This window comes from Myxococcus sp. RHSTA-1-4 (assembly GCF_020037125.1).
GTDB lineage: Bacteria > Myxococcota > Myxococcia > Myxococcales > Myxococcaceae > Myxococcus.
Map to the genome: position 1 here is coordinate 24,230 of NZ_JAIQDG010000056.1, position 22,985 is coordinate 47,214.

The following is a 22,985-nucleotide window of genomic DNA, read 5'->3' on the forward strand; positions in this document are numbered from 1 at the left end:
TCAGTCCCGCAGCGGCAGCTCGACGGTGAAGCCGTCGAAGGCCACCTCCACCGGCCCCTTGAACTCCTCGCGCGCCTGCGCGAGCAGCCTCGCGGGGTCGGTGTCGTGGCGGCTGGACAGGTGGGTGAGCACCAGCCGCCGCGCGCCCGCCTCGCGCGCCACCCGTCCCGCCTCGCGCGCCGTGGAGTGGCGCGTCTCCAGCGCCCGCTCCTGCTCGTCGTCGGAGAAGGTGGACTCGTGGACCAGCAGGTCCGCGTCCTTCGCCGCGCGCACCACGGAGGCGCACGGGCGCGTGTCCCCGGAGATGACCAGCCGGCGCCCGGGCCGCGCCGCGCCCAGCACGTCCTCCGGCCGCACCACCCGCCCGTCCGCCAGCGTCACCGCCTCGCCCTTCTGCAGCTTCCCGAAGCTGGGGCCCTCCGGCACGCCCAGCGCCCGCGCCTTCTCCAGGTTGAAGCGCCCCGGCCGCTCGTCCTCCACCAGCGCGTACGCCAGCGCGTTGATGCGGTGGTCCACGCCCACCGCGTGGATGGAGTAGCCGTCGCGGCGCATCACGTCCCCGTCCTTCACCTCGATGATTTCCACCGGGAAGGCCAGCGACTCCAGCCCCAGGTGCACGGCCTGGTGCAGCAGCCGCTTCGCGGGGGGCGGGCCGTACAGGCGCATGGGCTCGGTGCGCCCCATCATCCCCAGCGTGCGCAGGAAGCCGATGATTCCCAGGTAGTGGTCCGCGTGGAAGTGCGTGAAGAACACCGCGTCCACGGTGAAGCCGGTGCCGAAGCGCACCATCTGCCGCTGGCTGCCCTCGCCGCAGTCGAAGAGCAGCAGGTCCGCGTCCGCCTTCACCGCGAGCCCGGACAGGTTGCGGTGCAGCGTGGGCTGCGCGGCGGAAGTGCCGAGGAAGGTGAGCCTGAGGAGGGACATGCCGGCGCTTCCCACGCGAAGAGGACCTCCAGCGCCAGGGTGCGGCGCGAGGCGGCCATTTACCAGGGTTGGACGCGCCCGTGCTTCCCTGACTGACGCTCCCTGCGCTATGAGGCCGCCCCCCCGACACTCTCATGTCTGATTCCCTGATTGTTGGCCCCACCGCCGACCCCCGCCGCGTGCGCACCGCGGACGGCCGCGTCCTCACCGTGCCCGAGGGCTGGGCCCTGCTTCCCCCCGGTGACGCCGGACTCACCCGCCGGGTGAAGGCCGCCGGCCCGTCCTGGACGGTGCAGGAGAAGGTGGGCCGCAAGCTCTTCTCGCGCGGAGTGTGGGCGCCCCAGGCCCACATCCTCCAGGCCCGCGCCGCCCTCGAGGCCGAGCGCGCCACCCCCGCCTACGAGAAGAAGCTGGCCGCCGGCCGCGCCCGCCGTGCCCGGGAGCAGGAGGAGTACGAGGTCGACTTCGCCAACTCCGTCCTGCGCTTCCTCGCCTTCTCCCCGGCGTGGATGCCCCACGCGAAGCGGATGGCCGTCCTCGTGGCCGCCCACGCCACCCCCGTGGGCAGCGGCACCGTGGCCCGCACCGAGCGCATCCCCATCGAGCGCCGCGCCGAGGCCGCCGTCATCGCCTGGATGCGACACCAGACGACAAGCTACGACGACATGCGCATCGCCCGCGTGAAGGGCGCCCGGCGCGAGGTGCGCCGCGAGCTGGCCGAAATCTCCCGCGCCGTGCTGGACCTGCACCGCCGCGACACCCCCCACGGCCCCGCCTCCTGTCCCCTGTGCAGGGCCCTCGCGGCACCCGCGAAGCCGCCTCCCACCGCTCCGTGAGGGCCCGGCGCGGTGTCCGGGATTCGGGCGGCCCTGTCCGATATCGGGACGGCGGGGGAGCGCCGGTAAACCCTTGAGTCTCCTGGGACACCCGCAGATTTTGTAAATAAATTTGACGATACTGGATGCCTGGCCTGCGCCGGGGTGCACCACGGACTCGGAGCGAGTCTTCTCCAACCCTTGAAAATTCCTACGTTGGCGGGGCTGGCGCGGAGCTTGCTCTGCAAGGGCGCAGCCGGGGGGAGGGATGTGCCTTCCTGCCCGGGGCTACTCCCTCGAAACTCATCAAGGAAGAACGATGCTCAAGTTCCGCAACATGGCCCTGCTGGCGGGTGTGTCTCTTCTTGGTACCGCGTGTGGTGGTCCCGAGGCCGAGGCGCCGAAGGACCTCGGCGAGATGACCTTCGAGGAGTTCCGCGCGAGCACCTACGTGGAGCCGGACACCGGCATCATCATCTTCTCCGGCGACCAGGCCGTGGAGAGCGAGGCCCAGCTGCGCGAGGTCTTCGAGCAGGCGAAGTCCGGCATCGGCACCATGGAGGGCGGGCTGGCCGTCTATTACAGCGGCGGCCAGGACGTGAAGTGGACCGCCAGCCAGGCCCTGAACCTCACCTACTGCGTGAGCAGCAAGTTCGGGAGCAACTACAGCAAGGTCGTCAGCGCGATGAACACCGCGACCAGCGCCTGGGAGGGCGCGGCGAACATCAACTTCATCCACGTCACCGCGCAGGACAGCAACTGCACCGCGCGTAACAGCAACGTCGTGTTCGACGTGAACCCGGTGAACGTGAACGGCCAGTACCTGGCGCGCGCCTTCTTCCCCAACTCCAGCCGCCGCAGCCGCAACATCCTCATCGACAACTCGTCCTTCTCCTCGGGCGCCCCGGGCCTGGACGGCATCCTCCGCCACGAGCTGGGCCACACCATCGGCTTCCGCCACGAGCACACCCGTCCCGAGGCCGGCGTCTGCTACGAGGACGCCAACTGGCGCGCGCTGACGCCGTACGACTCCAGCTCGGTCATGCACTACCCCCAGTGCAACGGCACCAACACCTGGAGCCTCAACCTGACCAACCTGGACAAGCAGGGCGCGGCCATCCTCTACCCGTAGTCCCCACGGCCCTTCGCGCCGCGCCCCCGGGGCCGGCGTGAGTGGCAGGGACGGGCGGCCTTCCGCATCCGCGGGGCCGCCCGTTTCCTTTTTCACGGGGTGGGGGCCGGCCTACACGCCCCGGAGTCCGGGGCCCGCGACTCCGGCTTCACCCGCCGATAAGCCGCCCCGTGAGGTTTCTGACCCGCCGTTCAGTCACATTTGCGTTGTTTCTGACCGGCGGGTTAGTAACCGCCCCGTCATGGCACGCCCCGCTGACCCTCATGCCCGTGATGCCCTGGTGAGCGCCGCCCGGGCGGAGTTCGCCCGCAAGGGGCTGCGGGGCGCGCGCATCGAGGACATCACCGCCGCGTGTGGGTTGTCGAAGGGCGCCTTCTATCTGCACTTCCCGTCGAAGGAGGCCCTCTTCGGGGAGGTGGTGGGCGCGTTCCAGGCGGAGATGGACTCGCTGAACGTGCGGCGCATGGACGCCGTGGAGCGCTTCCTCGAGGAGCGCGGCATCCCCGGCCCCGGCGACAGGCTGGAGCGCAGCGGGCGCTACCAGCAGCTCATCGAGCTGGAGGTTGCGTACGACCTGGAGGCGCTGGAGCTGGTGTGGGCCTACCGGGACGTCTGCCGGGTGCTCGTCTCCGGCAGCCAGGGCACCGCCTTCGAGTCCCTGCTGTGGCGGGTGACGAACGCGCAGGTGGAGCGTGTCGCCCGGAACTTCCGGCGCCTGCAGGAGGCGGGCGCGGTGGACCGGGAGATGGACCCGGAGCTGTTCGGCTCCGTCATCGTCGGCGCCTTCCTGCTGCTCTCCCAGCAGCTCGCATATCTGGAGAAGAAGCCGGACCTCTCCGCCTGGGCCCGCACGCTCCAGCGGCTGTGTCAGGAGGGCACCGTGCCCCGGCAGGACGTGCTCCGGTCCGTGCCCGCCGCCGTGCCCGTGCCCGCGGCCACCAGCCGCGTCCCTCGTCCCGCCACTCCTTCCACGCGCCGGCCCCTCGCCCGCGCGAAGACCCGCCGCACCCCGAGGAACCGCCCGTGAAACCCACCAGGAAGCCGTCCGCCGCCCGCGCGCTCGCCGCCATGGGCGTGGCCACCGCCGCGCTGTCGCTGTCCGCCTGCCAGAAGGCGGACGCCTCCTCGTCCCCGGCCGCCACCGCTTCCGCCGAGCCCGCCACGCCCACCGTGAAGGTCGTCGCCGCGCGCACCGTCCAGGCCGCGCCGAGCGAGCAGGTGACGGGCACGCTCTTCCCCGCCCAGGGCCTGCAGGTGGGCTTCGAGGTGGGCGGCCGGCTCGCGGCCGTCAAGGTGACGAAGGGCCAGGGGGTGAAGAAGGGCGACGTCCTCGCGCAGCTCGACCCGGAAATCTCCGACGCGCAGGTGGCCCAGGCCGAGGCCGCGGTGGCCGCCGCCGAGGCCGCCGCCGCCATCGCCGCCGACGTGGCCGCGCGCAACGCGAAGCTCCAGCAGGAGGGTGGGGTGAGTGACTTGCAGAACCGCTCCTCCACCGCGCAGGCCGAGCAGGCGAAGGCGCAGGTGCTGGCCGCGAAGGCGCAGCTCGCCCAGGCCCGCGCCGCGCGGCGCCGGCACGACCTCAAGGCGCCCTTCGCGGGCACCATCGTCGACGCGCCGGAGCAGACGGGCGCCACGGTGGCGCCGGGCACGCCGCTGTTCACCCTGGAGCGCCTGGACACGCTGCTCCTGAAGACGACGGTGGCCGAGTCCATGCGCTCGCGGCTGAAGCCCGGCGTGAAGGTGCGCGTGGAGTCCATCGGCGCGCGCGCCTCCACGGAGGAGGCGGTGGTGCGCACCATCCTCCCGTCCGCGGACCCCGCCACCCGCCGCGTGCCGGTGGAGCTGAGCGTGCCCAACGCGGACGGCCAGTTCGTGGCCCACACCCTGGCGCGCGCGGTGCTGCCCATGGGCGAGGCGCAGGCCGCCCAGGTGGTGCCGGGCACCGCGCTGTCCTCCAACAACGGCGACCACGTCTGGGTGGTGACGGCCGGTGAGGTCCGCCGCGTGGACGTGCAGGTGCTGGAGCGCCGCGAGCGCGAGGTGGTGGTGCTGGCGCCCACGCCGCTGGAGTCCGTCATCGACTACCCGACGCCGGGCCTCGCCCAGGGCACCCGCGTCTCCGTGAAGTAGCCGGCCGTCTCCTTCAAGGCCCACCTGGAGCCTCCTCATGCTTCTCAGCGACGTCTCCATCCGCCGGCCCGTCTTCACGGCCATGCTGTCGCTCTGCCTCGTCGTCCTGGGCCTCATGGGCCTGGGGCGCCTGGGCACGGACCTCTACCCGGACGTGTCCTTCCCGGTGGTGGTCATCAACACCGTCTACAAGGGCGCGGGCCCGGGCGAAATCGAGACGCAGGTCGTCAAGCCCCTGGAAGACGCGGTCGCCGGCATCAGCGGCGTGGACAAGATTCACTCCTTCAGCCGGGAGAACCTGGCCATCGTGGTGGTGCAGTTCAAGCTGTCCACCAACCTGGACCGCGCGGTGCAGGACGTGCGCGACAAGGTGGCGGGCGTGGCCAACCTGCTCCCACAGGACGCGGACGCGCCCGTCGTCGGCCGTGTGGACCTGTCCGCCACCCCCATCCTCACCTACGCGGTGTCCGCGAAGCTGCCGTCGCAGGAGCTGCGCCGGCTCATCGACGACCGCATCAAGCCCGCGCTCGCGCAGCTGGAGGGCGCCGCGGAGGTGCGTGTCACCGGCGGCGACACGCGTGAGATTCAAATCGACATCGACCTGGACAAGGCGCGCGCGGCGGGTGTGTCGCCGCTGGACATCGCCCAGCGCGTGGGCGCGGAGAACCTGGACCTGCCGGCGGGGCGGCTGCGGCTCGGGCCGAGCGAGCTGACGGTGCGCTCGCTGGGGCAGTTCCGCGACGTGGACGAGATTCGCGCGCTGCCGGTGGCGAAGAGCCGCACCGGTGCGCAGGTGCGCCTGGACGAAATCGCCACGGTGAAGGACGGCGTGGCGGAGCGGCGCACCCTGGCGCGGCTCAACGGCAAGGACGCCGTCATCCTCGAAATCGTGAAGCAGCCGGGCTCCAACACCCTGGCGGTGAGCGACGCGGTGAAGAAGACGATGGCGAAGATGGAGCCCGCGCTGGGCAACGGCTTCGAGGCCACGCTGCTCATCGACCAGTCGGTCCTCATCCAGGAGAACGCGCACGAGGTGTGGATTGCGCTCGTCTTCGGCGGCGCCATGGCGGTGCTCATCATCCTGATGTTCCTGCTGGACGCGCGCGGCACCTTCATCTCCTCGCTGGCGCTGCCCACCTCCGTCATCGGCACGTTCTTCGTGATGTACGTGCTGGACTACTCGCTCAACCAGATGACGCTGCTGGCCCTGTCGCTGGCCATCGGCCTGCTCATCGACGACGCGGTGGTGGTGCGCGAGGCGATTACGCACCGGCTGGAGAAGGGCGAGGACCCGGTGAGCGCCGCGTCCAACGGCACGAAGGACGTGGGCCTGGCGGTGCTGGCGACGACCATGTCGCTGGTGGCGGTGTTCGTGCCGGTGGCCTTCATGCCCGGCATCGTGGGCCAGTTCTTCAAGCAGTTCGGCATCACCATCTGCGTGGCGGTGCTCGTCTCGCTGTTCATCTCCTTCACGCTGGACCCGATGCTGTCGTCGCGCCTGGCGAAGACGCGCAAGCCGGGCGAGGTGCACCGGGACAACGCGGTGGCGGCCGTGCTGCGCCGCTTCCTGGACGGCACCGAGCGCTTCTACGAGGGCATCCTCCGCTGGGTGCTGGCGCACAAGTGGGCCACGGCGGGAATCACGGTGCTGGTGCTGGTGCTGTCCTTCGGGGCGGCCAGCCGGCTGGGCGCGGAGTTCATGTCACCGGAGGACCGCTCGCAGTTCCTGGTGGACCTGACGCTGCCGGACTCGGTGAACCTGTCGGAGACGGAGTCCCGCGCCGCCGAGGCGGAGGCGCTGCTGAAGAAGCTGCCGGAAGTCACGGACATCTACACCATCGTCGGCACCAACGGCGACGTGAACAAGGCGCGCCTGCGGGTGCTGACGGTGGGGAAGAACGCGCGCGCGAAGGGCATCGCCACGCTGAAGGAGGAGGCCCGCGCGCTGCTCACCCCGGCACTGGTGGCCACCCGGGTCAACCTGATGGACCCGCCGATGCTGGAGGGCCTGGGGGACTACTACCCCATCATGGTGCGCATCACCGGCCCGGACCTGGCGCGCGTCAACCAGGAGGCCGAGCGCGTGGCGGGAATCCTCCGCGGCCTGCCCGGCACGGCGGACGTGCGGGTGGAGTCCAACCCGCCCAAGCCGGAGATGCAGGTGCGCATCGACCGCGCGCGGGCGACGGACGCGGGGCTGAACGCGTCCGCGCTGGCCCTGCAGCTTCGGCTGGCCATCAGCGGCGACGTGGTGGCGAAGCTGCGCGAGGGAATCACCGAGACGGACATCCGCGTGCGGCTGTCGGAGAAGGACCGCGCCACGCCCGAGCGCGTGCGGGAGCTGGAGGTGTACACGCCGCGGGGGCTGTTGCCGGTGTCGGACCTGGCGTCGGTGGAGCTGCGGGACGGGCCGAGCGTCATCGAGCACGAGAACCGGGAGCGGCAGATTGCCGTCTACTCGCAGCTCGCGAAGGGCGCGGCGCTGGGTGACATCGCCACGGCGCTGAAGGCGAAGGTGGCGGCCGAGCCGCTGCCCGTGGGGTATGCGATTACGTATGACGGGCAGATGAAGAGCCTGGACGAGCAGAACGACGCGTTCGGCACGGCGTTCCTGCTGGCGTTCGTCTTCATCTACATGGTGCTGGCGAGCCAGTTCGAGTCCTTCAAGCACCCGTTCACCATCATGGTGTCGCTGCCGCTGGCGCTGGTGGGCGCGCTGCTGAGCCTGGTGGTGACGGGCTACCACCTGTCGATGGGCGCGATGATTGGCGTCATCCTGCTGATGGGCCTGGTGACGAAGAACGCCATCCTCCTCATCGACGGTGCGCTGCAGCACCTGCGCGAGGGGGACACGGTGGACCAGGCGCTGATGAAGGCGGGGCCGCGCCGGCTCCGGCCGATTCTGATGACGAGCGCGGCGATGGCCATCGGCATGGTGCCCACGGCGGTGGGCACGGGCACGGGCTCCGAGTTCCGCGCGCCCATGGCGATTACGGTGATTGGTGGTGTCATCACCTCCACCTTCCTCACGCTGCTGGTGGTGCCGGTGGTGTTCGCCGGCATGGAGCGGCTGGGCTTCTTCCGCCGCCGCGCGGCGGGCACGGCGCCCGCCGCCGGAGCGCCGCCGGAGGTGAAGCAGGAGCCCGGCCGCGCGGCGTGACGGGGATTGGGGCCTCGGGCCCGCGGTGACGCCGCGGGCTCTCAGTCGGTGTGCGGTAGCGGCCGTCTCACCGCCCCGCATACACCGGCGTCATCGCGTCCAGGATGGCGCGCATCAGCCCCTGGCCCGCGGCCGTGTCCGGGCACAGGCCGCCCCAGACGAGCGTGAGGCGCTCGGCCACGGGGCGCCAGTACATGCGCCCGCGCATGGGCACCGGCTCGTAGCTCTCCCGCCCGCCGGCGAGGTAGTCCTCCTCGGGCACGCCGAACACCGCGTAGTAGGTGAGGTCCGGCGCCTGCGCGTCCTCCACCCGGTGCAGCCCGCTGGGGATGACACAGGCCACGTCCGCGAAGTGCCACGCGCCCTCGCGGCCCTGCGTCACCTCCTTCACCTCGAAGCACATCCTCGAGGCGGGGCACCCCAGCTCTCCGGCCGTGAGGAAGTTGTAGTCGAGCCGCGGCACCTCCAGCATCTCGTCCACGTCCGGCCGGCCGTCGCTCTTGAAGCCCCACGGGCTCCCGTCGCGCTTGTACGAGCGCACGCCGTACGCGCCGTAGAACACGTTGTACCAGGGGCTGCGCGGGTTGAAGTAATCCGAGCACCCCGCGCCACTCGGGAAGTCGCCGATGGTGAAGGCCACCAGCAGGTCGAACATCCGCTTCGTGTTGAACGCCAGGAACGGCTCGTGCGCCACCGCCCCAATCGAGCCCGGCACCGGCGGCACCGGTGTGGCGATACCCAGCTCTTCCAGGAAATTCGTCTTGCCCGGCAGGGGCGTCGCGTTCATCGCCAGCAGGGCCAGTTGTCGTTGCAGTCCCATGGGATTCCTTCTCCCTCTCCGCAACTCCCGGCGGACCGGGGTAGACTTGGAGCATGCCCGAGAAGCTCGTCTTCGAGCACACCCTGGAGGGCCTCTTCGTGCGGGGCCTCGTGGGGCGGATGACGCCCGTGCTCCGGGAGCGCTTGAAGAACGTGGGCGTGGACCTGGACAGGAAGCTCCAGCCCGCCTACGGCTTCGACATCTGGTGCAGGGCGGTGCAGGTGGCCGCGCGCGAGCTGCACCCGGACGTGCCGGACGAGGTCGGCTACGGGCTGCTCGGCGAGCGCATGGTGGACGGCTACCGCGAGACGGTGCTGGGGCGCGCGGCCTTCGGGGTGATTCAGCTGCTGGGCCCCCGGCGCGGGGTGAGCCGGGCACGGCAGATGTTCCGCTCGGGCAACAACTACACCGAGACGCGCCTGGAGGACGTGTCCCCCACGGCGGTGGACCTGTGGATGAACGAGGCGGGGCCCATCCGCTACTTCACCCGGGGCGCGCTCCTGGCCGGCCTGCGTGCCATGGGAGCGCGGCAGCCCGTGGTGGAGGTGCGGGAGTTCACCGACGACCACGTCACCTACCGGCTCGCCTGGGATGACAGGCGTGGGGCCTGAGGCTCGCGACTCCGGCGCCGGGCCGGGGCTGCTCGCGGTGGACCTGGGGCTGCGCTCCGGGCTGGCGCTGTACGGGCGGGACGGCCGGCTGCGCGAGTACCGCTCGCAGAACTTCGGCACCCAGGCGCGGCTGAAGCGGGCGGTGCCGGCGGTGCTGCATGGGGTGGGGCCGCTGGCGTGGCTGGTGCTGGAGGGCGGCGGGCCGGTGGCGGACGTGTGGGAGCGCGAGGCGTCGCGGCGCGCGCTGCCCGTGCTGCGGGTGGCGGCGGAGGACTGGCGGGAGAAGCTGCTGTACGCGCGGGAGCAGCGCAGCGGCGCCCTGGCCAAGGACGCGGCGGACGTGCTGGCCCGGCGAATCATCGGCTGGTCCGGCGCGGCGAAGCCCACGTCGCTGCGGCACGACGCGGCGGAGGCCATCCTGCTGGGCCTGTGGGCCGTGCTGGAGGTGGGCTGGCTGGACAGGGTGCCGGCGGAGCTGCGGCGCTGAAGGTACCCGCGCGGGCCCGGCGGGACACCGGCCCGCGCGTCCTTCATGATGCGGCCATGTCCCGCCCCGACGAGCGCCCCGAGCATGAAACCGTGATTCCCCGTGCCGCGGGGCTGAACCGCCTGGTGGACCCACTGGCCCGCACGCTGTACCGCGGCGCCTATACGCTGGCGCGTGTGTACTGGTTCGTGCGCCGGCCCCGCACGCGAGGCGTCTTCGTGGGCGTCTGGCACGCGGGGCGCGTGCTGCTCGTCCAGAACTCGTACAAGCTGCGCTTCAGCATGCCCGGCGGTGGCTTCCACCGGGACGAGTCCCCCGAGCAGTGCGGCGCGCGCGAGCTGCGCGAGGAGGTCGGCGTGAGCCTCGCGCCCTCGGCCCTGCGCACCGTCTTCCAGACGGTGGGCTCCGAGGAGAACAAGGACGACCACGTCCACTTCCTGGAGGTGGACGTGGAGGCCGAGCCGGGGCTCACCATCGACCGCCGCGAGGTGACGTGGGCCGGGTTCATCGACCTGGACACGGCCCTGCGCCTGCCCGTCTCCGGGCTGGTGCGCGCCTACCTGGAGGACGCGAGGCGCCGGCGAGGCTGAGCCCCCGCGCGAGGGCGGCCCGACGCGCCGCTCGCGTCATGTCGATGATTCGAGCTCAGCGCCCGGGGGCGCCGCGCCCTCAGCGCGCCGCCGCCTGCGCCACGCTGACGGGGGCGGGCTCCGTGCCGAGGAACAGGCGGGCGCGCGTCTTGGCGAGCTGCGCGTGCGCCTCCTCCAGCGAGACGCAGTCCACGGTGATGTCGTCGTCCGGCGACGCCTCGGACGCCACCCGCGCCGTCTGCAGGCGGGAGATGGTCGAGTCCGACACGTGCGCGCACATCAGGCAGCCGTGCTGCCGTCCGTACAACACCACCTCGCCGAAGATGGCCGCCGACTCCGGCTCCAGCGTCCGCAGCCCGCGCATGTCCGCCAGCACCAGGTGCCGTCCACCCGCGAACGTGTCCGTCGCGCTCCGGTAGGCGGTGGCGAAGTCCTTCATCTCAGTCGGCCGGATGAACCCGCTCAGCCGGACGGTGATGGTCCTCCGGTTCACGTCATTCGTGACTTCGAACATGGGTGCGCCCTCCTCGCGAGGGCAAAGACTAACAAAAACAGACACTGGAATGCACCCCACCCCCGGGCGCTCTGGCCGGGTTGGAATTGTGGGAATGGATTGCGCCCGCGATGTTTCAAATGGACGGAACATTCCGGCCCGCCAGCAGCCGCGTCCCGCGTCAGCGAAATCCTCGCGTGGCACCTGATGCGGGGGGTTGCCCGGACCCCACGCCGCCTACGCGCGCTGGCCGCTCTCTCCGGTGACGACGGCCGAGCCGATGAGGTGCGCCAGCCGGAGCGCCTCGGGCACGTGGCCCCGGTCCGTCACGCGGGCCAGCGCCTCGGCCACCTCCGGTGGCTCCGCTCCCTGCGCCTGGAAGGTGAAGCCGCCGAACTGGTGGATGGGCCCGGCGCGCTTCAGCTTCGCCCAGCGCTCGTCCGCGCGGGGCAGGCGCCGCAGCGCGCGCTCCACCGCGTCCAGGTCCGGAGGGCGCCGCATCACCGCCACGCAGGGCTTCTTCAGCCGCGCGGCCAGCTCCGGCAGGTCCACCACGTTGAAGCCGCCGAAGGCGATGCCGTCCAGCAGCACCAGGTGCAGCTGCGGGAGGAACTTGCCGCCTTCCAGCAGCCGGCACACCTCTCGCGTGGCGTTCCACCCGTCCCGGCGCACGCGCCCCCAGACGAGCCCCTCGAAGCGCGTGCCCCCGCACACCACGCCCGCCAGCGGCACGGCGGCGCCGGGGCGGCGCGCGAAGGGCCCATCGTCGAAGCCGATGACTCGGGGGATGCGGGGAAGGCGCATGGGCCGTGAGCCTCGCAAGAGGCGGCCTCGCCCGCAAAAGAGAAAGCCCGACCTCGCCATCGCAAGACCGGGCTTCCGGGGCGTCTACAGGAGGCGGGTGTTCAGGCCGGACGCACGTTCTGCGCCTGCAGGCCCTTGGGGCCGCGGCCGACCTCGAACTCCACCTTCTGGCCTTCCTGCAGCGTGCGGAAGCCGTCCATGTTGATGGCGGTGTGGTGGACGAACACGTCCTCACCGCCGCCGTCCTGCACGATGAACCCAAAGCCCTTCGCATCGTTGAACCACTTGACGGTACCGGTTGCCATGAATCGCGTTCTCTCGTTTCAGAGCGGCTCGTGCCGCGGGTGTTTCGCCCTCTCAGAATCCGGAGGGCCAACTGCGTGCCGTAGTCTGCACGGGGCGGGCCTCCGAGTGGAAGCCCCCCCGTCCGCCTCACGAGCGGGCAGGCCTGGCCCGGACGCCGCGGCGGCCCCCGGGGCCTGGGCAGGCGAGGGCCCTGACGTCATGCGCGGGGCGCGGCGTGCCTACCTTGGCGTCAACGTCATGACCGGAAAAGGAGTGTCGCCATGGCCGAGTCGCAGGTCCCGGACCTTTCCCTCCCATTCACCCCGCCTCCCCCCGAGCCGGAGCGCGGTATCCGCCGCGTGGTTCGCCGCGCACTGGATAAAAGCGCCGCGGCTGGAATTCCTTCTCGCCCACTGCTGGGAAGGCTGCCGGTGCGCCGGTGGATTCCGCAGGACGTGCACTCGGTGCTGGACTATCAGGGCGGTGCCGCCACGGCGCTGGCGGGCATCCTGTCGGGTGACCCGGTGGCGAAGGCGGCGGGGCTGGCGCTGGGCTCCTCCGTCATCGGCGTGTCGTTGCTCACCGACTACCGCATGAGTCTCACCAAGCTCATCCCCATCGAGGCGCACGAAATCGCGGACTACGCCTACGGGGCCGCCGCCATCCTCGCGCCCTTCGTGCTGGGCTACGCGAAGCGCAGCCGCATGGCCACCGTGGTGCACGTCGTGATGGGCCTGAGGTCGATTCTGGTCGCGCTGGTGACGGACTACCGGTGCCAGACGGGCATGCACCTGGGCGGTGAGCTGGCGACGGACCCGGAGGCGATTGGCGGGTGAAGGCGCCCGTTCCTCCAGCGCGGGGCAGTACCGTGCGGGGCGCGCTGGAGGAGGCGCTGGCCTCGGCGCCGGAGGGCGGCCTCACGGCGAAGGACCTCTCCACCCTGGTGGGCATCTCCGAGAAGGACGTGGCCGACCACCTGACGCACCTGGAGCGCTCTCTCAAGGCCCAGGGCCTGCGGCTGGAGGTGCTGCCGGCGAGCTGCATCCGCTGCGGCTTCACCTTCAAGGAGCGCAAGCGTCTCACCCGGCCGGGCGCCTGCCCGGAGTGCCGCTCCACGCGAATCGACCCGCCCGCCTTCCGCGTCTCGAGCTGAGGCGGGCCGCGGGAAGAAGCGAAGCGGCGGGGCACCCGGGGGCACCCCGCCGCTCGTGTCACTTCAGGACCGCGGCAGGACGGCTCAGGCCGTCTTCACCGCCGCCTCGGCCTTCAGCTCGGAGGTGCCGCCGACGCTCTGGATTCGCATGCCGTAGAAGCTGCGGTACACGAACACCGTCGACAGGACGAAGAACACCCCCGCCAGCACGTGGGTGAGGGTCTGCTGGCCAGCCGCCACGAGCTCCACCGCCAGCTCCACGGCGAGCAGGCCGAAGAGGGTGGTGAACTTGATGACCGGGTTGAGCGCCACGGAGGACGTGTCCTTGAACGGGTCGCCCACGGTGTCGCCCACGACGGTGGCCGCGTGCAGGTCCGTGCCCTTGGCCTTCAGCTCCGTCTCCACCAGCTTCTTCGCGTTGTCCCAGGCGCCACCGGCGTTGGCCATGAACACGGCCTGGTAGAGGCCGAAGATGGCGATGGAGATGAGGTAGCCCACGAAGAAGTACGGCTCCAGGCAGGCGAAGGCGAGCGTGCTGAAGAACACCGCGAGGAAGATGTTGATCATCCCCTTCTGCGCGTACTGGGTGCAGATCTCCACCACCTTCTTGGAGTCGCTCACGCTGGCCTTCTCCACGCCCTCCAGCCGGATGTTGGCCTTGATGAACTCCACCGCCCGGTAGGCGCCGGTGGACACGGCCTGCATGGACGCGCCAGAGAACCAGTAGATGATGGCGCCGCCGGTGATGAGGCCCAGGAGGAACGGGGCGTGGAGCAGGGACAGGAACTGCGCCTTCGCCGGGTCCAACACCTGCTCGCCGCCGATGCCGGGGATGATGCCCACCAGCAGCACGATGATGGAGAAAATCATCGTCGTCGCGCCCACCACCGCCGTGCCGATGAGCACCGGCTTGGCCGTGGCCTTGAAGGTGTTGCCCGCGCCGTCGTTCTCCTCCAGGTACTGCTTGCCCTTGTCGAAGTCCGGCGCGAAGCCGAAGTCGCGCTGCACCTCTTCCTTCACGTTCGGGACGTTCTCGATGAGGGACAGCTCGTACACGCTCTGCGCGTTGTCCGTCACCGGGCCGTAGGAGTCCACGGCGATGGTGACGGGGCCCATGCCGAGGAAGCCGAAGGCCACCAGGCCGAAGGCGAACACCGGGGCGGCAATCATCAGCTGGCCCACGTCCACGCCCGCTCTGCCGGCGCCGCTGAACCAGAAGGCCAGGCCCATGAGGCCGGCGATGATGAGGCCCATCCAGTAGGCGGAGAAGTTACCCGCCACCAGGCCGGAGATGACGTTGAGGGACGCGCCACCCTCGCGGCTGGCCGTGACGACCTCGCGCACGTGGCGGCTCTCGGTGGACGTGAAGACCTTGATGGCCTCCGGGATGATGGCGCCCGCCAGCGTGCCGCAGGTGATGATGGCCGACAGCTTCCACCACAGCGTGGTGTCACCGCCCAGCTCGGGGATGAGCACGTAGCTGACCGCGAACGTCAGGATGACGGAGAGGATGGACGTCACCCACACCAGCGCGGTGAGCGGGTGCTCGAAGTTCATCTGGTCCGCGTTCTTGTACTTGCCGGACTGGAACACGTTGTTCAGGCCGTAGGCGGCCAGCGACGCGAGCACCATCACGATGCGCATCACGAAAATCCAGACGAGCAGCGGGACGCGGAAGGGCACCTCCACCGCCAGCAGGATGAAGGTGATGAGCGCCACGCCCGTCACGCCGTAGGTCTCGAAGCCGTCCGCCGAGGGGCCCACGCTGTCGCCCGCGTTGTCGCCGGTGCAGTCCGCGATGACGCCCGGGTTGCGCGCGTCGTCTTCCTTGATTTTGAAGACGATTTTCATCAGGTCCGAGCCGATGTCGGCAATCTTGGTGAAGATGCCGCCCGCGATGCGCAGCGCGGACGCGCCCAGCGACTCACCGATGGCGAAGCCGATGAAGCAGGCGCCCGCGAAGTCCGCCGGGATGAACAGGAGGATGGCCAGCATCAGCAGGAGCTCGGTGCTGATGAGCACCATGCCGATGGACATACCCGCCTGGAGCGGAATGGCGTAGGTGGGGTAGGGCTTGCCGCGCAAGCTGGCGAAGGCGGTGCGGCTGTTGGCGAAGGTGTTGACGCGGATGCCGAACCAGGCCACGCCGCAGGAGCCGGCGATGCCCACGAGGCTGGCGACCAGGATGATGGCCACCCGGCCCACGTCCATGTGACGCAGGAAGCCGAAGTAGCCCACCATCACCACCGCGATGAGCGCCCACAGGATGCCGATGAACTTGAGCTGGGTGACGAGGTACGTCTTGCACGTCTCGTAGATGAGCTCGGAAATCTCGAGCATGGCCCGGTGCACGGGCATCTTCTGGAGGCTGGCGTACTGGATGAAGCCGAACACCAGGCCCAGCAAACAGACGCCAATGCCGGACAGCAGCAGCTGGTAGCCGTTCAGGCCGCCGACGAAGGTGACGGTGGTGAAGTCGGGGAGGACGAGGTCCGCCTCGCTGGCGTGGGCGGCGCTGGTGGCGAGGACCGCCAGCAGTCCGAGGACTCTGGCGGCTCCGCCGGTGACGCTCTTCCGGAGAACGTCCATGCGTGAAACGGTGCGTGTCATGGGGGTGCAACTCCTCACAGGGTCTCATTTCCAGACACGCGGCTGGTGACTCCGCGCGTCAGCAGGGAAACAGGGAGTGGTGTCGAGGGGTTGGCCGCCTGCGAGCGGGGACGCCGCGCGCCTGCGCTTCAGCACAGCCTCGCCCTTCATGGCGCGGGTCGCTCGCCCTGAAGGCAAACCCGCGAATAGCATGGACGCGGCTCTAATGTCGAATTCACGAAGTGTTGGATATGTATCAATCCACCGACTTTGCAGGGAAAGCGGGGTCAATCCCACCCACCGGGTGCTCACAACCTTGACGGACTCAGGGTCTCAGTCGGAGAAGGGAGCCGTCCTGGGCTCGCGGGTAAGGGGTTTCCACAGGATGCGCCCAGCGCAGGGCCCCGTCCGGGGAGAAGCGCGCCACCAGCAGGCGGGGCGTCCTCGAAAAACGGTTGAAGGGCAGGGGGCCTCCCCCGATGTCCACGGGCTCCCGGTACGTCGCCGCGACGAGGACGTCCCCGTCGGGGGCCACCACCATGTGCGGCGCTTCGCTGTCCCCCAGCACCCGCGACCGCGACCACGCGATGACTCCCTCGCCCTCGTCCGCGACCGACCCCACTACCTCCTGGCCCGGAGCCCGCGGCGACGCATGCGCCTTCTCCCCGCACCCCACGAGGAGAAGTCCTGTCGCGCACACCGCGATAATCCACCTCCGCCCCACCATCCCCGCCCCGGCCTTCTCCCCCGCCCCCGACCGACAGCCCCCTGCCCCTCAACCGCCGCTCCCCTTCTGCAAGGGCATTGCCACGGTGCGCCGCGAAGCGGCTTCCCTCTGGGGACGTGGCCAACCCTGGCCCCTGGGACGAGAAAGATGTCTTCCGTCCTGAAAAAACTCCCTGTCCTCCGGAGGACGTCGGGGAAAAAAGCGGCGGACCCTCCTGCCCCCGGGGCGGCCACGCGGGGCGAAGCCGCAGGACGTGGCCTCCGGGCCCCATGTGTCCGGGTGTGGACAGGGTGGGGTGCGGATGTCTGTCATTGCCAGGCGAGGGAGCGACAGGTTGCCGCGGGGATGTGAGCCATTGGAAACACGGACGCCCGCTCGGGCCTTCGCGGCTCGAAGCGGGCGTCGTGGACTTCGGGGTGCTTCGGTTCTTCCGGGGTGACTTCAGTTCACCTTGACCTGGAGCTCCTTGAGCACCTGGTCGCCGCGCATGACCGTCACGGTCCAGTTGCCCGGCTTGTTCAGCCGCACGCCGGTCCACTGGCGGGCGCGCCAGCCTTCGCCCTTGATCTTCACGTCCTTGGTCTCACGGACGACGTTGCCCTGCTTCGTCTGCACCATGATGTCCTCGATGGAGTCACCCTGGGGGACGAGGTAGGCCTGCCACAGCATGGTGGTGGTGCCGGCCTTGACGCCCTCGGGGCCCACCTCGGTGATGCACTCGAACTTGTTGGGGCCTTCCTTGGCCACCTCGGTGCAGAGCTTGGCCTCCACCAGCACCGGACCCTGGCCCTGGCCCTTGTAGAAGTAGTTCCAGGTGTCACGCACCGCGTCGGCGCTCGGAACCTTCGCGGGCTCCTTGGCGGGAGCCTCGGCGTCCTGCGCCATGGCCAGCGACGACATGCCCAGCACCGCGCACACCACGCTCCGCGTCAGCATCTTCTTCATGTTTCAGGGTCCCCTCTTTGTGTTGGGCAGGCTGGCCCCCAGGGCCGCCTGCCTGCCCCTGTCTAGCACAGAACCCACGGCATGCGCCCAGCCCTCACCCGAACAGGAAGAAGGCCAGCGTCACCAGCGGCAGGTACACGAGGAAGGCCACCAGCAGGAAGCCGAGGATGTCCTTGAACTCCAAGCGGGCCACCGCCAGCAGCGGCAGCGCCCAGAAAGGCTGGATGAGGTCGGTGGCCATGTCGCCCCAGGCGTACGCCAGCACCACCTTCTCCGGCGCCACGCCCAGCGTGGACGCGGCGTTCAGGAGGTAGGGCGCCTCGATGGCCCACTTGGAGCCGCCGGAGGGGACGAAGTAGTTCACCACGCCGCTGTAGAGGTAGACGATGGCGGGGAACGTCTCGCGCGAGGAGAGCGACACGAACAGCTCGCCGATGCGGTCCGTCAGGCCGGTGGCCTTGAAGATGCCGTAGATGCCCGCGTACAGCGGGAACTGGAGGACGATGCCGTGCAGCACGGTGCCGGCCTCCTCGCTGGCCTTGAGCAGCCGCGCGGGTGTGCCGTGCAGCAGCACCGCCAGCACCAGGAAGGTGAAGTTCACCACGTTGAGGTTGAGCGCGCGCCAGCCGCCGTTCAGCCACAGGTGCCGGCCCAGCCACAGGAGCCCCAGCACACCGAAGATGACGTTGAGCAGCCGCGAGTGGTCCATCCAGACGGCGGGGCTCCGCTCGCTGGGGCGCTCGGGAGGGACGAAGTCTCCCAGCTTCTCCAGCAGGGCCGGGTCCACCCGCACCGCGTTCTCCGGCCGTGGGTGCAGGGCCCACGCCAGCAGCGTCATGCCGGCCACCACGGCGACGGTGAGGCCCACGTTGAAGGGAGAGAAGAGGGTGCGGTCGATGGGCAGCACGCCGACGCTCTTCTCCAGGAAGTGGCCCGGCGTGGCGACCAGCAGCGGCGCGGAGGCGGACAGGCCCGCGTGCCAGGTGGCGCCGAGGCCGAAGTACGCGCATGCGACGAGCAGCCGGTAGTCCACGTCCGGCCGGCGGCGCGCCATGAAGCGCACGAGCATGGCGCTGGCGACCAGGGACAGGCCCCAGTTGATGTAGGCCAGGGCCATGGAGACGAAGGCCATCAGCGTCACCGCGCCACGGGGCGTGCGGGCGAGTCCGGAGACGCGCTCCAACAGGGCGCGTACCGGGGTGGTGAGGGCCAGCAGGTAGCCGGTGAACATCACCAGCGCCATCTGCATGGAGAAGGTGAGCAGCTCCCAGAAACCGCCGCCCCAGGACTCCAGCACCTTGGGCGGAGCGGCTCCCGCCCACCCCATGGCGAGCCCCATGGTGAGCAGGCTGAGCAGCACCGCGATGGAGAAGGCGCTGGGGACGAAGCGCGCCGAGAAGCGGCCGAGTGCTTCCGCGATGCGGACGAGGGTCTCCACGCGACGGGGGCTCCTGTGAGGGCCGTGCCCCGGGACGGGGCAGGGGAGGGCAGTTCTACACTCTCTTCCTCCTCGAGGGCCCTCGTGCGAGGGGCGTGGCATGAGCCATCACCCCAGCGCGTCCTCGATGAGGGCGAGAAAGCACGAGCCCACGTCGCCCTGGTTCTCGGGTTCCAGTCCTCCGTCCTGGTCGAAGTGACGCAGTTCGCCAGTGACGGGGTGGTAGACGAAGACTCGGCCGAACCCGACATCGATGGGCGCGCACAGCTCGGGCGAGTACTCGAAACCGTCACGCTCCGCGTCCAGTCCCAGGTCACGCCCCAGTGCGCCCAGTGTCCCCGAGAAGCCGTCGTGCAGCACGACGGAGCCCGACGTTCCCGGCTCCCCCAGCCAGGAGCCCCCACAGCGCTCCAGGATGCGTCTCAGCGCGGGCGGCGCTTGCGGGTCGACGTGCTCGTCAGGGGGGAGGAGGGTCCAGGTCAACAGCTCACCCTCCTCGTGAGGCGACTCGAATCGCAGGGTGCGCTCCCCCCTGGCATCGCGCGTCGCCTCCACCACGCGGCTCAGCAACTCGGCCAGGAGCTCCTCCCCGACCTCATCGCCGGCGAGGAAGGCCAGTTCACGACGCAGGGCTTCGAGCTCTTCGGGAGGGAGCATGCGCGGGGGAGCCTACGTCACTTCCAGGAAACCGCCGCCATGAGTCCGGTCTCGCTCGGACGCGCCGGTGTCACGCCGTGTCCCGGCCCTGCCACGGTGCTCTACGCTGGCGCCATGAGACATGTGTCCGCCCTGCTCTTGTCCGCGGCGCTGCTGCTGCCCTTCCACCCCGCCGACGCTTGCCTCTGGGACAACGACACCCTCCAGGAGGAGTCGCTCAACCACAGGGACGTGGCGGACGTGGTGCGGGGGCGCATCTTCAAGCACTCGCCGGCCTTCTACGAGAAGAAGCTGGCGTACACGCTGCCCATGCTGGAGCGGCCCGACGTGCGCCCCGAGCGCTTCGACGATGTCGCGGTGGCGTACGAGAAGCTCGGCCGCATTCCCGAGGCGCTCGCCACGATGGAGGCCAAGGAGAAGCGCTTCCCGGGTCTCTACACCACCCAGGCGAACGTCGGCACCTTCCACGCCCACGCGGGCGACTTTCCGCGCGCCCTGGAGCACCTGCGCCGCGCCATCGCCATCAACCCCGACGCGCACTTCGGCCGTGAGAAGTACCAGGTGCGCGCCATCGAGTACCTGATGCGGCTGAAGGAGGACCCCACGCTCGTCCAGAAGGAGGAGTTCCTGGGCCTGCCCATCGATGCAGGCAGGGCCGCCTTCGTTCTGAGCGAGAAGCGCAGGGCCAACCCTGGCGAGCGGCCCGAGCTGCCGAAGGACGTCCTGGAGGGGCTCGTTGGGATGATTCGCTTCGGCAGCGGCGAGAAGAGCCCGCACCTGTGGTTCAGCCTCGGCAACGCGCTCGCATGGCACGGCCACAAGCACCTCGCGCTGCGTGCCCTGCGCCAGGCCGAGCTGCATGGCCATTCACTCGCGGCCGATCATGCCGCGGGCCTTATGCGCGTCGTCCGGAAGTACAACCCGGACGGCGAGGACTTGACGTGGAAGGGCGTGTGCGTGGAGCTCGACGCTGAGTGGAAACAGGGGCAGGCGTGGGTGGCCCGCGAGCAGCGGAAGGAGGATGCACTGCTCGCGAAGGGAAAGCAGAAGCAGGTCTTCGGCTACTGATTCAGGACGCGGATGAGTCCTGCCGCGAAGCCACTTCGGCCGCGCAGTCGCAGGAACGGCATCTCCGACATGTTCGGAGTGCCCGGAGCCTGAGCGCGTGCGAGGCCCCAGCCTCCGCTTTCCCGCCATGTCGCCCCCCGGCCGCGCAGGTCTGGAATGGAGCGTCCGTTCCGAGCGGCCTTCCGGGCGCTCTCCATTCATCGGGCCCGCCTCCCCGGCCTGCCCCCTGCGCCGCTCGGGTCCGTAATGGAACTTCCATTTCCGCGTGGCCGGTCATGCTCTCACCGCTCATGGGCCCTGCCCCCCGCCCGGACTGTCAGCCCCCGAGCCACCCAGGCCCGGAATGGAACTTCCATTCCGCGTGGCCGGTCATGCGCTCACCGCTCACGGGCGCTGCCTTCCCGCCCGGCCTGTCAGCCCTCCCTCGAGCCGTGGCAGGTTCGGAATGGAAGTTCCATTCCGCGTGGCCCGCCACGCGCTCGCCACTCATGGGCCTGGCCTCTCCATCTTGTCAGCTCCTCCACCCGGGTCGCCCAGGTCCGGAATGGAGCTTCCGTTCCGAGTGGCCCGTGCAGCGCTCCCGCTTCTCGGCCTTACCTCCCCGCCTTGTCTCCTGCTCCGGGCCGCCCTGCGCGGAATGGAGCGTCCATTCCGCGTGACCCGCCGGGTCCTTGCCGGTGGCAGGCCCCAGCCTCCCCGCCATGTCAGACCCCTGGGGTAGACACCACGCTGCGGGAGGAGCTCTCCTTTCAATCGAGGGCCGCCCCGGCCGCGCCTTTTTCGATGGACCGCCATGGCCCAGGCACCGCCGGGCGGCGCCTGTCCTTGGGTGATTCCCTGCTGCGTCATGAATGAGCGGCGAATGCCCGGGCCTTCTGCTCAGCAGCCCACACGCGGACCTTCCGCCTCACGACACCTCGCGCGCACGGGGCGGGGGGCCCCACCCGCGACATGCTAGCCACGCGGCCATGTCCCGTCCCGCTCCGGCCGCGCGCCCCGCCTGGGCGCTTTCCGTCCCTGCACTCGTCCTTCTCCTGGCGGTGAGCGCCCACGCCGCGGCTCCCGCGCGCTCGGCCGCGGCTTCCGCTCCCACTTCCGGCCGTGGCTGGGCCCACCCCTGGGGCCGTGACGCCACCCTCTACGGCGTCGTGCCGAGCCTCTTCGGCAAGCAGCCCTTCAAGGACGTCACCGCGCGGCTGCCCCAGCTCAAGGAACTGGGCGTCGACGTCATCTGGCTGTCCCCCATCAACGAGACGATTCCGGGGGACTTCGGCTACTCGGTGACGAGCTACTTCGACCTTCGCTCGGACTACGGGACGAAGGAGGACTTCCGCGCCCTGGTGAGCCGTGCCCACGAGCTGGGCATGCACGTCATCATGGACTTCGTCCCCAACCACACCGCGCGCGAGCACACCTTCTTCCAGGACGCGCTCCGGCGCGGCAAGGCGTCTCCCTATTACGAATTCTACGACTGGAAGGCGCCGGGCAAGCCCGAGCACTACTTCGACTGGGAGCACCTGCCCAACCTCAACTTCGACGACCCGCGCGTCGATGACATGGTCATCGACGCTCTGGAGTACTGGGTCCGCGATTTCGACGTGGATGGCTACCGGCTCGACGTGGCCTGGGGCGTGAAGGCGCGCGACGCCACGCTCTGGACGCGCACGCGCGCCGCGCTGGAGCAGCTGAAGCCCACGGTGTTCCTCGTCGCGGAGGCGAGCGCGAAGGACCCTTACTACTTCCGCCATGGCTTCGACGCGGCCTATGACTGGACCCGCGAGCCGGGCCACTGGGCCTGGGAGAAGGTGTGGGAGGACCCCGCGCGGATTGCCCCCCGGCTGCGGGAGGCCCTCGCGGATGCCCAGACGCCTCCGGGTGGCATGGTGATGCGCTTCATCAACAACAACGATACCGGCGAGCGCTTCATCACCCGCCACGGCCCCGACATCACCCGCGCCGCCGCGACGCTGCTCTTCACCCTGCCCGGACTCCCGCTCGTCTACACGGGGGACGAGATGGGTGCGGCCTACCAGCCCTATCAGGAGCCTCCGCCGCTCGACTGGGAGAAGGACCCCCACCGCAGGGGAATCGCATCTTCACCTGCGGGAGGCGGCGGGCTTCCGCTTGGGGGGCCGAGGGGTATAGGCCCCCTTCACG

22 protein-coding genes are annotated in these 22,985 nt (G+C 70.1%); 12 read left to right on the top strand and 10 right to left on the bottom strand.

All coding sequences use genetic code 11. The features are described 5' to 3' along the window. On the bottom strand, positions 1 to 924 hold the full coding sequence (gene rnz, locus K8638_RS41695; RefSeq protein WP_223760352.1) for a ribonuclease Z: 924 nt from the start codon (positions 922 to 924) through the stop codon (positions 1 to 3). A gap of 134 nt (positions 925 to 1,058) precedes the next feature. Here rnz and K8638_RS41700 point away from each other — a divergent pair, with 134 nt between their 5' ends. The 5 genes from K8638_RS41700 to K8638_RS41720 all read left to right on the top strand — a co-directional run bounded on the left by K8638_RS41700 (position 1,059) and on the right by K8638_RS41720 (position 8,161). After that, positions 1,059 to 1,760, top strand: a complete 702-nt coding sequence (locus K8638_RS41700; RefSeq protein WP_223760353.1) for a DUF2293 domain-containing protein — start codon at positions 1,059 to 1,061, stop codon at positions 1,758 to 1,760. A gap of 298 nt (positions 1,761 to 2,058) precedes the next feature. Then, on the top strand, positions 2,059 to 2,871 hold the full coding sequence (locus K8638_RS41705) for a M57 family metalloprotease (RefSeq protein ID WP_223760354.1): 813 nt from the start codon (positions 2,059 to 2,061) through the stop codon (positions 2,869 to 2,871). Positions 2,872 to 3,112: 241 nt separating this feature from the next. Continuing rightward, a complete protein-coding gene (locus K8638_RS41710; protein WP_223760355.1) occupies positions 3,113 to 3,898 on the top strand; it encodes a TetR/AcrR family transcriptional regulator in 786 nt (261 codons plus the stop codon). Further along, positions 3,895 to 5,001: an efflux RND transporter periplasmic adaptor subunit gene (locus K8638_RS41715; protein WP_223760356.1), complete on the top strand. Its 1,107-nt coding sequence runs from the start codon at positions 3,895 to 3,897 to the stop codon at positions 4,999 to 5,001. The genes K8638_RS41710 and K8638_RS41715 overlap by 4 nt, the downstream gene beginning before the upstream one ends. A 37-nt stretch (positions 5,002 to 5,038) precedes the next feature. Beyond that, positions 5,039 to 8,161, top strand: coding sequence for an efflux RND transporter permease subunit (locus tag K8638_RS41720; RefSeq protein ID WP_223760357.1), 3,123 nt, complete (start codon positions 5,039 to 5,041; stop codon positions 8,159 to 8,161). A gap of 67 nt (positions 8,162 to 8,228) precedes the next feature. Here the strand turns inward: K8638_RS41720 and K8638_RS41725 are convergent, their stop codons facing one another. Further along, positions 8,229 to 8,981: a hypothetical protein gene (locus K8638_RS41725; RefSeq protein WP_223760358.1), complete on the bottom strand. Its 753-nt coding sequence runs from the start codon at positions 8,979 to 8,981 to the stop codon at positions 8,229 to 8,231. A gap of 53 nt (positions 8,982 to 9,034) precedes the next feature. On the opposite strand from K8638_RS41725, the gene K8638_RS41730 reads away from it, so the two are divergent. The 3 genes from K8638_RS41730 to K8638_RS41740 are packed head-to-tail and all read left to right on the top strand — an operon-like array spanning position 9,035 to position 10,669. After that, the gene (locus K8638_RS41730; protein ID WP_223760359.1) at positions 9,035 to 9,592 is read left to right on the top strand and encodes a DUF2378 family protein; all 558 of its coding nucleotides are present in this window, start codon (positions 9,035 to 9,037) and stop codon (positions 9,590 to 9,592) included. Continuing rightward, the gene (locus tag K8638_RS41735) at positions 9,582 to 10,079 is read left to right on the top strand and encodes a hypothetical protein (protein ID WP_223760360.1); all 498 of its coding nucleotides are present in this window, start codon (positions 9,582 to 9,584) and stop codon (positions 10,077 to 10,079) included. Before K8638_RS41730 ends, K8638_RS41735 begins: the two co-directional genes overlap by 11 nt. Before the next feature lie 56 nt (positions 10,080 to 10,135). Next, entirely contained in the window at positions 10,136 to 10,669 is a 534-nt protein-coding gene (locus K8638_RS41740) for an NUDIX domain-containing protein (protein ID WP_223760361.1), read from the top strand. A 79-nt stretch (positions 10,670 to 10,748) separates the two neighbouring features. Here the strand turns inward: K8638_RS41740 and K8638_RS41745 are convergent, their stop codons facing one another. From K8638_RS41745 to K8638_RS41755, 3 genes are all read right to left on the bottom strand, one after another. Continuing rightward, a complete protein-coding gene (locus tag K8638_RS41745) occupies positions 10,749 to 11,183 on the bottom strand; it encodes a hypothetical protein (protein ID WP_223760362.1) in 435 nt (144 codons plus the stop codon). 216 nt (positions 11,184 to 11,399) lie between these two features. Further along, positions 11,400 to 11,966, bottom strand: coding sequence for a DUF99 family protein (locus K8638_RS41750; protein WP_223760363.1), 567 nt, complete (start codon positions 11,964 to 11,966; stop codon positions 11,400 to 11,402). A 101-nt stretch (positions 11,967 to 12,067) separates the two neighbouring features. Continuing rightward, positions 12,068 to 12,271 (bottom strand): cold-shock protein, encoded by a 204-nt coding sequence (locus K8638_RS41755; RefSeq protein ID WP_223760364.1) that lies wholly within the window; start codon positions 12,269 to 12,271, stop codon positions 12,068 to 12,070. Positions 12,272 to 12,682: 411 nt separating this feature from the next. Here K8638_RS41755 and K8638_RS41760 point away from each other — a divergent pair, with 411 nt between their 5' ends. Then, positions 12,683 to 13,087: a hypothetical protein gene (locus K8638_RS41760; protein WP_223760365.1), complete on the top strand. Its 405-nt coding sequence runs from the start codon at positions 12,683 to 12,685 to the stop codon at positions 13,085 to 13,087. Further along, positions 13,084 to 13,404 (top strand): transcriptional regulator, encoded by a 321-nt coding sequence (locus K8638_RS41765; protein WP_223760366.1) that lies wholly within the window; start codon positions 13,084 to 13,086, stop codon positions 13,402 to 13,404. The genes K8638_RS41760 and K8638_RS41765 overlap by 4 nt, the downstream gene beginning before the upstream one ends. A gap of 84 nt (positions 13,405 to 13,488) precedes the next feature. On the opposite strand, the gene K8638_RS41770 is transcribed toward K8638_RS41765, so the two are convergent. The 5 genes from K8638_RS41770 to K8638_RS41790 form a co-directional block, all read right to left on the bottom strand. Then, positions 13,489 to 16,014 carry a sodium-translocating pyrophosphatase gene (locus tag K8638_RS41770; protein WP_223760367.1) on the bottom strand — a complete coding sequence of 842 codons (2,526 nt, stop codon included), beginning with the start codon at positions 16,012 to 16,014 and terminating at the stop codon, positions 13,489 to 13,491. A gap of 304 nt (positions 16,015 to 16,318) precedes the next feature. After that, complete coding sequence (locus K8638_RS41775; RefSeq protein WP_223760368.1) at positions 16,319 to 16,615, bottom strand: hypothetical protein; 297 nt, start codon at positions 16,613 to 16,615, stop codon at positions 16,319 to 16,321. A gap of 546 nt (positions 16,616 to 17,161) precedes the next feature. After that, positions 17,162 to 17,665: a hypothetical protein gene (locus K8638_RS41780; RefSeq protein ID WP_223760369.1), complete on the bottom strand. Its 504-nt coding sequence runs from the start codon at positions 17,663 to 17,665 to the stop codon at positions 17,162 to 17,164. A 94-nt stretch (positions 17,666 to 17,759) separates the two neighbouring features. Continuing rightward, a complete protein-coding gene (locus K8638_RS41785; protein WP_223760370.1) occupies positions 17,760 to 19,103 on the bottom strand; it encodes a TIGR00366 family protein in 1,344 nt (447 codons plus the stop codon). Positions 19,104 to 19,211: 108 nt separating this feature from the next. Beyond that, complete coding sequence (locus tag K8638_RS41790) at positions 19,212 to 19,760, bottom strand: hypothetical protein (protein WP_223760371.1); 549 nt, start codon at positions 19,758 to 19,760, stop codon at positions 19,212 to 19,214. A gap of 123 nt (positions 19,761 to 19,883) precedes the next feature. On the opposite strand from K8638_RS41790, the gene K8638_RS41795 reads away from it, so the two are divergent. Together K8638_RS41795 and K8638_RS41800 are read left to right on the top strand one after the other, a co-directional pair. Continuing rightward, positions 19,884 to 20,828, top strand: coding sequence for a tetratricopeptide repeat protein (locus K8638_RS41795; RefSeq protein WP_223760372.1), 945 nt, complete (start codon positions 19,884 to 19,886; stop codon positions 20,826 to 20,828). 968 nt (positions 20,829 to 21,796) lie between these two features. After that, positions 21,797 to 22,985, top strand: a 1,189-nt coding sequence (locus tag K8638_RS41800; protein ID WP_223760373.1) for an alpha-amylase family glycosyl hydrolase, incomplete at its 3' end; no start/stop codon positions are given.